The organism is Stomatobaculum longum (assembly GCA_000242235.1).
Classification (GTDB): domain Bacteria; phylum Bacillota; class Clostridia; order Lachnospirales; family Lachnospiraceae; genus Moryella; species Moryella longum.
Window position 1 is genome coordinate 370,158 of record JH590863.1, and the last position, 11,976, is coordinate 382,133.

Consider the following 11,976-nt stretch of genomic DNA (forward strand, 5'->3'; position numbering starts at 1 on the left):
ACAGAGAATATATGGAGGACATTCAAAATGAAAAGTCAAAGAAAGAATCAATCATCTAGAAGTGCAATCGCGGCAGGTGTATTCATTGCCCTGTACCTTGTTACGTATGTCATTATTGGCGTTATTTGTATGCCGGTGGCTGTTCTGTTTCTGATTATGCCGGAAGCAGTCGCATTTTTTGCAGCCCCTACCTACCACATGATGCTGACCAAATCACCTGGTGGGGCACCGATCTTTATCGCTGCCATTCTGCCAAGTATTGTTCTGATCGCCAGCGGACATATTCCAATCGCTCCGCTCGTTGCTGTTCCGTCGGGTATTCTTGCTCTACTGATTGCCAGGCATGGAGGTTATCGGAACTTCAAATGGAACACCATCAGCCACATGTTTTTTTCATGGAATCTGTTCGGGGGATTCGTTCCAATCTGGTTCATGCGCGATTATTTCTTTCAAACGACATTAGAGGGTGGAATGAGTCAGGTATTTTGCGATACTGTCCGGGCATTGACACCGTGGTGGATGCTGCCGGTCATGATGATCGCCACCGTTGTTTGCTCCCTTCTGGGATCAATGTTTACCAGAAAAGTTCTGTATAAGCACTTGGAAAAAGCCGGTGTGGTATGAGCAACCCAGTACATTTCAGCTATCAGTTGAAAACGCAGAGCAGAGGATTGACATTTGATCCGAGAACCAAAATTTTGCTACTGATAGAGATGGATATCCTGTTGTTTCTCGGGCGTTCTATTCGATACGAATCGGGTTTATTCCTGCTTTGTGTTCTCATTTTGTTTATTGGGGAGCAGAGGAGAACCGCATTAAAATGCGCCGGTATCTTTTTTCTCTTTGTGCTGACGCAGCAGATCATTGCGCCTTATCTCATGAACCCCTTTGTGTCTCTTGTGCACTTTATAGTGGTTATCGTTCGAAAGGTGCTGCCGGCTTTTATGCTCGCGAAATGGCTGATTGCCACAACGGATGTCAGCGAATTTGTAGCTGCTATGTGGAAATGCAAAATTCCTCAGAACATTATCGTTACAACATCTGTCGTGTTTCGATGCTTCCTGACCATTCGTGAGGAATGGAAAGCCATTCAAACCGCAATGCAAATGCGTGGGATAGCGCTTAACCTCAGGAATATGATAACAAAACCTTCGGAAACGATCATTCATCTCCTTGTACCACTGTTTATATCGGTTCTGAATATCAGTGATGAGCTGGCAGCGGCAGCCCTATGCCGCGGACTTGACAATCCGGGGCCCCACACTTGCATGAGAGAGGTCCATTTTCGCTGGTACGATGTTGGGATTGTATCAGTGATTACTGCTGCATTAGCTGTGATCAGCATGTTGGTCATAAAGGGGGATCATCTGTGATTCAATTGAAAAATATCTCCTTTTCTTATACACAGGCGGATAAACCTAGTCTGTCTCATATCAATCTTACAATCCGCGAAGGAGAATGCGTTCTGCTTTGCGGAAAAAGCGGCTGTGGAAAAACGACCATGACTCGTCTTTTGAATGGTATGGTGCCGGATTTTTACGATGGAACACTGGACGGACAGGTACAGATCAAAGGACTCGATCCGACAAATTGTTCCATGTATGAGCTGTCAAAAGTCGTGGGAACCGTTTTTCAGAATCCCAGGACACAGTTTTATACCGTCAATACGACCAGTGAAATTGCTTTTGGATGTGAAAATCACGGTCTGCCACCAGAAGAAATACAGAAGCGTGTGATGAAGGCTGCATCGGATCTGCATATTGAAACCTTGCTGGACCGAAACATCTTTGAACTATCAGGAGGTGAGAAGCAGAAAATCGCTTTTGCCAGTATCTATGCACTTAACCCGGAAATTTATGTACTTGATGAACCGTCGTCAAATCTTGACTGCTTTGCCGTTCGGGAGCTTCAGTCTATTCTGGAGCTGCTCAAGCGACAAGGGAAAACAATTGTACTGGCGGAGCATCGAACATGGTATCTGGATCACCTGGTAGACCGGGCGATTCTGCTGGAAGAAGGCGAAATTGTTCAGGAGTATTCCATGCAGGAACTGGCAGATTTTCCTATTCAAAAGCGTATGGAAACAGGAATCCGCCCTGTTCATCTGGAAGAGTTTACCTTGCCACAAAGAAAGCCCGCGCCGTCGTCACATACGCTTTCTCTGCAAAATATTCGTTTTACCTATGGCAAGCGTAAGGCGCTTCAAATAGATTACGCATCATTTTCCACTGATCGAATCGTTGCGGTTGTCGGGAGGAACGGTGCTGGAAAATCTACATTTGTTTCCACGGTATGTGGAATTTTGAAAAATAAAACAGGTAAGATCTGCCTGGATGATACCAATGTTCTTCCGAAAAAAAGGCTATCCATCAGCTATATGGTAATGCAGGAAGTGAATCATCAGTTGTTCACGGACAGCGTAGAGGAGGAGGTCGTCCTTGGGGTAAAAGAACCGTCAGAAGAACGCTTGCGCCAGATACTCCTCCAAATGGACATCGCTGCGCTGAAAAATCGTCATCCCATGACGCTTTCCGGAGGACAAAAGCAGCGTGTCGCGATTGCGGCTGCGGTGTTTTGTGATAAGAAAATTCTTGTATTTGACGAACCTACCAGCGGACTTGATTTCAACCACATGATGCAGACTGCAGAATTACTTGGGCAGCTGAAGAGTCCGGAGAGGTATATATTTGTAATCACGCACGATTATGAGTTTATTCTATCTGCATGTGATGAAGTCATAGAAATTGAAAATGGAGTGCTGAAAAATGACTATCTTTTAGATGAAAAAGGCCTGCAGACATTGCAAACATTCTATTTTGATGGAGAATGACAAATTAAGACAAATAATAAAGGGGGTTGACAGTAAGCCAAGCAGAATATAAACCGAACGCGTGAGATATCCCACTTGTTCAAAGGAGGTGATTTTGTGGAAGTTGTAAAAGATTACGATGTGCATATCGACAGTAAGAAGCACGTAACCCTTCGCGGCGCGAAATATCAATATTACAATGTTCGTGAATATGAGAATGGCTGCATTATGTTGGAACCTCGGGAATTGGTCACACCGGAGACGATTTCGGAAAGAACGCTTGAGGATATGGATCAGGCCATCCGTAACTTTAAGATGGGGAAAGTATCGGCACCGATCGAGTGATCCATCAAAATGATCATTTGCGAGATTCTATGAGGGTGGCAACACTTTGGCAACAGAAAATCAGATAGCGAGTGGAAATAGACTAATTCAGAGAATAGGGATACGTCAGTTGATAAAACATAGCATATTTACTTAGAATTCGAGCAAACAGAATTGAGTTGGAATAAGTCTGACTTAAGAAGAGCAGGGTCTACCAAAGCGTATGTGGGGTAGACTCTGTTCTTTTTGTATTTCGAAATATTGCCTCGACCGATGCAAGAGCAAACGATGAAGTACGGGCATGTAGCCCCGGATTCAATGAAGGCGCGAGGCATGTTTGAACAAGCGAGTCAGGATGTAACATAGCACCTTTGTCCTTTTAAAGTGTAAAAGCACATTAAAAGCACTTGAAAGACACTCCTTATGATGTTATGCTTTGTTTAGGAGGTGAGTGAAATGGCTAAGACAGCGGAAATGTCCAACTTCACGTTTAAGATGGATAAAACAACGAGAGAGCAGTTCAGCTCGCTATGCAATGAATTGGGACTTACGATGTCTGCGGCTGCCCTTGCACTAATTAAGCAAGCGGTTCGCAATCAGAGCATGAGCTTTTCCCTTCGTGATGAAAACGGGTTTACCCGGGAGGAAGCGGCAGAACTCATGAGGAGAATTCATGAAGTCCGAAACAACGATGCAGCCCGCCATAGTTTAATGGAGACCTGATGTTAGAGATCTGTATTGGCAATCGGATGCATGGCTAGAGTATGTCGATTTACAGGGAGACAAGGTTCTTTGTAAAAAGATTAATAATCTAATTAAAGACATTTTGCGGAACGGGTATCAGGCCGGTTCCGGGAAGCTTGAGTTGCTGAAGGGAAACATGCCCGGATATGCAAGTGTTCGCTTTGATAAGAAGCTCAGTGCGGAGGCCGTTACGACGATCATTCATAGGGCGTAAAAGCGCTATGATAACATCCTGTGATAACGATTTGATAACAACAGTTCAGATACCCTGTAGAAGTAGGATAACCGGAATTAGACCAAAAATGAAGTGTATTATGGCAGAGCTGATTGTTCAACTGAAAAGAGCAATCAGCCCTTTTCTTAAAAGTGAATCTTAGGAACCATTCAAGGTCGGAGAATAAAAATGGTCAACTTAATTGAGCTAAACGAAGAGAACTGGCCGGACTTCGCCGGACTATCCGTTGATGAAAGTCAAAAAACATTTCTTGCAAGTAATATCGGTATCATAGCAAGAGGGTATGTCTATCGTAATTTCCGCGCGAAAGTGATCGGAATTGTTTCGGACGGAGTTCCTGTGGGCTTGGCTATGGTACGGGATATAGATGATGAACCGGCTTGCTATGAATTGCAGCAATTTATGATCGACAAGAATTTTCAGGGCCAAGGATACGGATTTCGAGCATTAGAACTAATTCTTGCCGCGCTCAAAGCGGAACAGAAATATGCTTGTGTTGAAGTATGCGTAAAAAGAGAAGATGCGCAGGCAATCCATGTCTATGAGAAAGCCGGATTCGTTGATTCCGGATACATAGATGATACCGTTCCGGATTGCTTGAATTTTGTGTATCGACTTGTGGCTGACAATAAAACAGATGCTTCCGACATACGAATTGTCAGCGTAGAGGAAGCGACAGAAAAGCAGAGGATTTCCCGAAGTATACTGGAAGCACTTCCCGAGTGGTTCGGAATTCCGGAATCGAGAGAGCAATACATAAAGGAAAGTGCCGCGCAGCCGTTTTTTGCGGCCTTAGATGCGGAAAAAGCGATCGGGTTTCTTTGTCTGAAAGAGACGGGAAAAGAAACCGTAGAACTTTCTGTGATGGGCGTCTTAAAAGACTATCACAGAAGAGGCGTGGGGAGAAAACTGTTTGAACAAGCAAAGAAAGTAGCCGAAAAGCTCGGGTATTTGTTCATGCAAGTTAAGACAGTACAAATGGGACGATATGCCGAGTACGATGTCACGAACCGTTTTTATCTGTCGCTCGGATTCAAGGAGTTTGAGCTGTTTCCGACTTTATGGGATGAACGGAATCCGTGCCAGATATATGTAATGTCTCTTTGATAACACTTCCGCGAGAACGATTTGATCGGAAACCGAATCGAGGCAAATCGTGACAGAGAACCGGAACCATTCGGATTCAATTTCTGTGTTGTACACGCAAAGAAGAGCAGGCTCTACCAAACTATAGGTTCGGTAGAAGCCTGCTCTGTTTGATTCGGAGTACGGCTCCGTCGATTCATCGAAGGGGCCTGCGGAGGATGGTCTGACACCATATTGCCGGGTTCGGGCAGTCCTGATTCTTGCTGCGAAGCCCGGCGTATATGACAGTCAAACATGCGTGCGTACATCCGTCTTTTTTAGGAAGATGATGCTGCATGTAAGCGCCGCGAGGACATAGAAGCAGCAGGAAGCGAGAAGTACGGGAACATTCAATTCTCCGGTAATCGAGCTGCTTCCCATCCCATAAATCAGCATTGAATACGGAACGGCATAATAAGCACCTTTGACGGTCAGCCAAAGACCTGCAATGCTCCCGACAAAAGCAAGCGAGATGGGAACGGCGAAGGAGCGGAAAATCATAGACAACATGCTCTGCACAGCGCTGACGGCAGCGAGGCAGACAGCGGCCCCCAGCATCCGAATCCAAAACAGTTCGGGCACCTCTCCGGGAAGTCTCAGTATGATTTTTCCGGTGAAAAGGTAGATGAGAGCAATCCACAAAATGCAGACGGATGAGAGAAGTACAGCCGTCATCCACTTATCCTTGACCAGTTTTTCGGGTGTGGTGACTGTCAGAATCAGGTTCCAGTTGCTGTCCTGATGCTCCATCCGCCATAGGAGGCTGCAAAGAATACCAACCAGAGGTGAAAGGAAAAAGATACCCAGAAACAGGGACTGCTGCGTCCAGAGATCTTCCCAGGTGTTTTGTAAAATGCCCTGATTCTGCGTGAAATTAAAGGTTCCGATCACTGCGGGGATCAGCGGAATCAGAAGAAAAGGAATCCATATGGGATTGCGCTTCAATTTGATCAGTTCCACAGGGAGTCCGCTGTGAACGGACTTGGATGCTTTTTGCCTGCCTGTGCCTATGCTGAGTGCCCCTTGTTCTGTTTTTGTAAAAAGATACAGACCCAACAGGAAAATACCGAAAAGGTAAACGAGCGCAGTCAGAATCTCGAGCGGCGTAAGCTGTCTAAGAAAAAGCGTCATGCTTCTCGTTGCCCTCTGATAATCCATACCGATGGGACTCAGGGAGAGGAGGACAGACCAAGGAGTCCAGGCCTTGGTGCTCACATAGGCGAGGAACAGACCGGTCAGCGTGCCGCCGAAGCCGATTGAAAGCGCTGCGAACTGACTGGGAAACAGGAGTGACAAAAGGCATTGAAGCTGATAGACAATCATTCCGCTGACCAGCTCTGCCGTAAAGGTGGTTCCGATCAGAGAAAACGGAATATTGCCCTCATATCCGAGCCTGCTCCCCATCAGAATCACCATTCCCATCTGTAGTAAGCAGAACAAGACCAGATGGATGAACCCGTAGAGAAGCTTGCCGAGATAGACAGACGCTCTGCTTTCCAGCGTCGGCAGGAGATTCCACATGTTACCTTTGTGCTCCATGTCCACCGACTGACTGGCAAGGACAGCCATCAGGACAGACAGAATCAGGGTATTGATCAGCGGAATGGCATAGAACACATTGTACCACGCCTGCCGATCGGGCGCATTTCCGTGGAACAGATAAAAATAATTCAACACAACAGCTATCACAAGCAGTAATAAAGAGTGCTTATGCCGGGATTTTTTGAACTCAATGGCAATCAGCTTTGAAATTGCGGAAAGCAGATTCATAAAGACTCCTTCCCGCCGGTCATTTCCAGGAAGACATCTTCCAGATTGTCTCCCTGGGTTTCCAGATCGGCAAGCGTTCCCTGGTAGAGCATACGACCGTGGTGGATGATGCCGACTTGATCGGCCATCTGTTCAATCTCGCTGAGGAGATGGCTGGAAATGATAACGGTCATATTCCTTTCTTTCGGGAGGGAACAGATCAACTGACGCATTTCCTGGATACCGGCAGGGTCGAGACCGTTGGTCGGTTCGTCCAGAATCAGTAGTTTCGGATTCCCCAAGATTGCCATAGCGATACCGAGCCGCTGCTTCATGCCGAGAGAATAGTTGCTGAGTTTCTTATCGCGTTGGTCATAGAGGCGTACGGTCTTCAGAGCGGGAGCAATTTCTGCCTCACTGACTCCTTTCAATTTCTGTATGATCTGCAGGTTCTCAAGACCGGTCAGATGTCCGTATCCGCCCGGATTTTCAATCAGGCTCCCCGTTTGCCTGAGAATAGACAGCCTGTTTGCGGAATTCATGACCTTTCCAAAGATTTTGATGCTGCCCTGATTCGGGTGAATCAGTCCGAGAATCATCTTGAGCGTGGTGCTTTTGCCTGCTCCGTTCGGTCCGAGAAAACCGTAGACACAGTTCTCGGGAACAGCCATGGAAAGATCGTTTACGCGGTAGGTGTTACCGCTCTGTTTACTCAGGTGGTTCGTCTCCAGAATATAGTTCATCGTATTCTGTCCTCCTTGCTTGTTTTACAATGACAGGATATCGGGTGAAGACTATGCGAACCTTGCGCTGACCTTATGCTTACATTAAGAAAGTGCAAAAGCCTTGGGAGATATTTCGGGATACAGTATAGTAAAAGCACCGGGGCGTACGGAAGCGTGTCGTGTGAACTATGCATAGTATACTCGAGGCGTTCAAATCATTGTATGAAATAGATGCGGAGGTCTGCATATGGATAGAAGTGAATGCAGAATATTAGCGATAGACGATGAAAAGGAACTGACAGACATTGTAACGGAACTTCTCAAAAGAGAAAATTATTCGAAGGTCGATGTTGCCGCCGGCTGCAGAGAGGCGGAAGAAAAGCTTCGGAAACAGCATTACGATCTGATTCTGCTGGATGTCATGCTTCCGGACGGGAATGGATTTGATTTCTATTCACGGATGAAAGAGACGGGGGATTTGTATGATGCGCCGGTAATCTTTTTGTCGGCGCGAGATGAGGACACAGCACGCCTAAAGGGGCTTGGACTCGGGGCGGATGACTACATCACCAAGCCGTTTCTTCCGAAGGAACTGCTGCTCAGAATCGGCGCGGTACTGAGACGAACCTATCATTTTGAGGAGAAGGGACAGTCGGCTCGTCTGGGGCAAGTGCTTGTTTCAATGGATGCCGGCACGGTTACACGGAATGGGAAGGAGACTGCGCTGACCGCAAAGGAACTGGCGCTCTTTCAGATTCTTTTCCGAAACCGGGGAAAAATCGTTACAACCGACGCTCTGTGTGACGCCCTCTGGCCGGACGGCAGTTTTGGCTTGGAAAGTTCGCTGATTGTCCACATGCGCCATTTGAGGGAAAAGGTAGAGGCAGAGCCGTCAAAGCCCAAATACCTTATCACGGTACGGGGGCTTGGCTATAAGTTGGAGAAGGAATCATGAAGCGAAGGATGGGAAATAGGCTACAGCTGCTTACGGGAATTGTGCTGATGATGACTTTTCTGTTCTTTATGGATTTACTGATCTTTGGGCTTGCAGTGATTCGATTTCATTCGGTCGATTATGAGAAGCCGCCGGAGATACTGACACATCTGTCGATAAACAACGGAAGGTATGCGTTGGATGAGCAAGAATCGGAAAGTCTTTTGAAGCACAAGCAGTTTGCCATGATATTAGGTAAAGACGGAAACATTCTGTGGAGTGAAGCGCTCCCCGAAGCGCTCAGAAAAACCTATACCTTACAGGACGTCGCCAAGTTTACCAGATATTATCTTGAGGATTATCCGGTTCACACCTATGTTTTTGAACAGGGCCTACTTGTAGTCGGAGGCAACAAAGATCAGGTATGGAAATATACCCTTGAGTTTGATGTGAACCTGATCAATTACCTAGTAAAGATATTTCCCTTGCTGCTTTTATCCAATATCGTTGTGCTGGTGGTAGTTCCGACCCGGATACAGAAGCGGCGCGCAAAGCAAAGGGAAGAGGAGCGAACAGAGTGGATTGCAGGCGTATCACATGATATTCGCACCCCACTTGCAATTGTAATGGGCAACGCGGAAATGATAGCCGCCTCAACCCGGGAGGAAGAGGTCAGGCAAAGAGCGAAGTCCATTGAGACACAAGGAATCCGGCTCCGTCGGCTCGTGGATAATCTGAATCTTTCCGGCAAACTGGAGTTTGGCGCAGGGAAGTTTGAAAAACAGAAAGTGAGAATCAGCCGCTTTCTCCGAAAGACCCTCACCGATATCATGAATCAGACGGAGGATGAGAGATATCGCTTCACGCTCGAAATCGAGGACAGTCTTCAGGATCTGGAACTTTACTTTAACGAAGATCTGGTGGAGAGAGCGGTCATGAATTTGCTTCATAATGCAATTCGGCATAATGAAGGCGGATGCAGAATCGAAATGAAGCTGTATCAGGATCGGAAAAACCATGTTTTTCTGGAGCTTGACGATACCGGAACAGGAGTATCAAAAGAACTTCTTAGCAGACTGAACAGCAGAAGCTATGCGTGGGAGTCCGGAATCGGACAGCATGGCCTTGGGTTAAAGATTGTCAAACAAGTAGCGGATTGGCACCGCTGGAAACTATCCTTTGCAAACGGAGAGCAGGGGGGATTGGCTTGTACCATACGGCTGCGATGAGAAGCTAGGCAAATTCGAAGCATCACCGAAAGGATGCGGACACTTGCTCCATGAATTTCCGGGCAATCGGCGTGAAGGTTTGATGTTTATCCCAAATTAGATAGAACTTTGTGTTACATTCAGGTGACAATGGTACGAAAGTGAGGTCGCTCTCTGCGGAGCAGTTAATCAGATTTTCGAATGTAAGCAGAATACCAAGCCCTTCCGCGGCAAACATCGATCCGTTGTAAGCTAATTGAAATGACCCCTCCAGGCGAAGCGCGGAAAAATGCTCCTTTGCCCAGGAGGGTATTTCATTCTTCCAACTCTGTTCGGAGCAAAAGAGAGGATGACCAATCAAATCTTCCGCGGTAACGGACTTCTTTTCAGCCAAAGGATGATCTTTACGCATGACTGCGCCCCAGATATCCGTGTCCGGAAACGGGAGAAAAGCAAATTTTGAAGAATCAGGCTGTTCGCAGATGACACCAAAATCCAGAAGTCTTCTATCCATTTTCTCGGCCACCTGCCCGGTATCTCCGCTTGTGATATGGTAAGCGATATTCGGATATCTTTGCTTAAATTTGTTGATTTCGCGGGCAAGAATGCGAATCTGATAGCTTTCAGCCAAGCCTAAATAGAGGGTCCCTCCTGTGATGTCATTCAGTGCGGAAAATTCGGATTCAATCTTATCTGCCATCAGCACAAGGGTTTCGGCCCGGTCACAAAGCAGTTTCCCTTCCTCTGTCAGTTTGATGGAGAAGCTTTTTCTTGTGAATAGTTTTTTACCCAACTCTGTTTCCAGTCCCTTGAGCGCTTTCGACAAAGTCGGTTGTGTGACATGTAGCTGCGCAGCGGCATGCGTCATGTTTTCCGCGCGTGCAACCGCGAGGAAATAGCGTAAGTTCTTTATTTCCATACAAATCATCCCCTCCGAAATGGAAGACTTATGGTCGAGTTTGCAAAGTGAATGCCGCTCTGGAACTATCAGCAAGAAGGAAGCATCCCCCTATAAAAAGTGGGGTACAAAAACGCCATTGTTAATACGCGTTGCTTGTGGCAACGGCTCATTTGAATTTAGAATCGAGCCATCAAAAACAAGGAGGCGTAGATTATGTTGAATGAAAACATTAAAAAACTCAGAAAATCAAAAGGACTATCTCAGGAAGAATTGGCTATTAAATTGAATGTGGTGAGACAGACTGTATCAAAGTGGGAGAATGGTCTATCGGTACCAGATTCAAGTATGTTGGTTGCATTGGCGGATGAACTGGATACGCCTGTAGATGTGTTGCTTGGAGAACCTGTGACGGAATCGATGCCCGATGACATGCGGACAATCTCTGAAAAACTAGAGGTGATTAATTTGCAATTAGCTCAGAGAAGTACGGATAAAGTGAAAGCAGTTCGTTGGATACTCATCTCATTATGTACACTAATAATAATTGTATTTCTTGCTTTTATCGCTATGCAGAGTTCTTATTTGGGGTGGAATTATAACAACCCTGAATTGGCGGTAGTTGGAACAATTTTACATGGATGTGAGTTTGTTTTTGTGAGATTTGCGCCGATTGCTTTTGCTGTTTGCACAATAGGAATCGTAATCACATGTAAAAAGAGATAAATTATGGAATATCGGAGTAACCTATGTTGCGTTATTCCGGAATAGAATTTGTTGAAGGGGTTGACCGAATGCGGCTGTCTGTGGCAACATATTGGCAATAGCAAGCTCGGTACGCTATCGAGATAGGATAACATATATGCTTAGGGTATGGATTGAGAGTAACGTACCCTGACACAATTCATGATTGAAATCCCTTAGCTGCGGTAATCCGGCCAAGGGATTTCTGTTGTCTGTGGGAGCTTATGCGACTTCAGTCAAAAAAGCGGAGAAAGAAAGCAGTCCTCCAAGAAAGCATGGTTAGCGTAAAATGTTACATTCTAAAAATTATAAGGAGGCTTTCAGAAATGCCTGAGGAGAAGGAAGTTCATATGACGGTAGAACAACGAAAGGAAAGCTGGAAAAGAGAGGAGGAAATCGCCCATATTTACGGATGGGATTTTTCTCATATTCATGGCAGGTATACGGAAGAAGATGATTTACCGTGGGATTTTGGAAAGAT

13 protein-coding genes are annotated in these 11,976 nt (G+C 46.0%); 10 read left to right on the forward strand and 3 right to left on the reverse strand.

The features are described 5' to 3' along the window. The first annotated feature begins 27 nt into the window (after positions 1 to 27). From HMPREF9623_RS07510 to HMPREF9623_RS12105, 7 genes are all read left to right on the forward strand, one after another. Positions 28 to 624: an MptD family putative ECF transporter S component gene (locus tag HMPREF9623_RS07510; protein WP_009533296.1), complete on the forward strand. Its 597-nt coding sequence runs from the start codon at positions 28 to 30 to the stop codon at positions 622 to 624. Further along, the gene (locus tag HMPREF9623_RS07515; protein ID WP_009533297.1) at positions 621 to 1,373 is read left to right on the forward strand and encodes an energy-coupling factor transporter transmembrane component T; all 753 of its coding nucleotides are present in this window, start codon (positions 621 to 623) and stop codon (positions 1,371 to 1,373) included. Before HMPREF9623_RS07510 ends, HMPREF9623_RS07515 begins: the two co-directional genes overlap by 4 nt. Then, complete coding sequence (locus HMPREF9623_RS07520; RefSeq protein WP_009533298.1) at positions 1,370 to 2,830, forward strand: ABC transporter ATP-binding protein; 1,461 nt, start codon at positions 1,370 to 1,372, stop codon at positions 2,828 to 2,830. The genes HMPREF9623_RS07515 and HMPREF9623_RS07520 overlap by 4 nt, the downstream gene beginning before the upstream one ends. Positions 2,831 to 2,926: 96 nt before the next feature. Then, positions 2,927 to 3,154: a hypothetical protein gene (locus HMPREF9623_RS07525; RefSeq protein WP_009533299.1), complete on the forward strand. Its 228-nt coding sequence runs from the start codon at positions 2,927 to 2,929 to the stop codon at positions 3,152 to 3,154. 435 nt (positions 3,155 to 3,589) lie between these two features. After that, positions 3,590 to 3,856, forward strand: a complete 267-nt coding sequence (locus HMPREF9623_RS07530; RefSeq protein ID WP_009533300.1) for a RelB/DinJ family addiction module antitoxin — start codon at positions 3,590 to 3,592, stop codon at positions 3,854 to 3,856. A gap of 10 nt (positions 3,857 to 3,866) precedes the next feature. Beyond that, entirely contained in the window at positions 3,867 to 4,091 is a 225-nt protein-coding gene (locus HMPREF9623_RS12165) for a type II toxin-antitoxin system YoeB family toxin (protein WP_083826792.1), read from the forward strand. Positions 4,092 to 4,280: 189 nt separating this feature from the next. After that, positions 4,281 to 5,219, forward strand: a complete 939-nt coding sequence (locus tag HMPREF9623_RS12105) for a GNAT family N-acetyltransferase (protein WP_009533301.1) — start codon at positions 4,281 to 4,283, stop codon at positions 5,217 to 5,219. 267 nt (positions 5,220 to 5,486) lie between these two features. Here the strand turns inward: HMPREF9623_RS12105 and HMPREF9623_RS07540 are convergent, their stop codons facing one another. Together HMPREF9623_RS07540 and HMPREF9623_RS07545 are read right to left on the reverse strand one after the other, a co-directional pair. Beyond that, on the reverse strand, positions 5,487 to 7,007 hold the full coding sequence (locus tag HMPREF9623_RS07540) for an ABC transporter permease (RefSeq protein ID WP_009533302.1): 1,521 nt from the start codon (positions 7,005 to 7,007) through the stop codon (positions 5,487 to 5,489). After that, positions 7,004 to 7,729 (reverse strand): ABC transporter ATP-binding protein, encoded by a 726-nt coding sequence (locus HMPREF9623_RS07545; protein ID WP_009533303.1) that lies wholly within the window; start codon positions 7,727 to 7,729, stop codon positions 7,004 to 7,006. The genes HMPREF9623_RS07540 and HMPREF9623_RS07545 overlap by 4 nt, the downstream gene beginning before the upstream one ends. Positions 7,730 to 7,958: 229 nt before the next feature. On the opposite strand from HMPREF9623_RS07545, the gene HMPREF9623_RS07550 reads away from it, so the two are divergent. Further along, positions 7,959 to 8,666 (forward strand): response regulator transcription factor, encoded by a 708-nt coding sequence (locus HMPREF9623_RS07550; RefSeq protein ID WP_009533304.1) that lies wholly within the window; start codon positions 7,959 to 7,961, stop codon positions 8,664 to 8,666. Positions 8,667 to 8,713: 47 nt separating this feature from the next. Next, positions 8,714 to 9,874, forward strand: a complete 1,161-nt coding sequence (locus HMPREF9623_RS07555) for a sensor histidine kinase (protein WP_242822164.1) — start codon at positions 8,714 to 8,716, stop codon at positions 9,872 to 9,874. A gap of 22 nt (positions 9,875 to 9,896) precedes the next feature. Here the strand turns inward: HMPREF9623_RS07555 and HMPREF9623_RS07560 are convergent, their stop codons facing one another. Then, positions 9,897 to 10,772: a LysR family transcriptional regulator gene (locus tag HMPREF9623_RS07560; RefSeq protein ID WP_009533306.1), complete on the reverse strand. Its 876-nt coding sequence runs from the start codon at positions 10,770 to 10,772 to the stop codon at positions 9,897 to 9,899. A gap of 195 nt (positions 10,773 to 10,967) precedes the next feature. Between HMPREF9623_RS07560 and HMPREF9623_RS07565 the strand changes: the two genes are divergently transcribed. Beyond that, positions 10,968 to 11,477, forward strand: a complete 510-nt coding sequence (locus HMPREF9623_RS07565; RefSeq protein ID WP_009533307.1) for a helix-turn-helix domain-containing protein — start codon at positions 10,968 to 10,970, stop codon at positions 11,475 to 11,477. Positions 11,478 to 11,976: the final 499 nt, after the last annotated feature.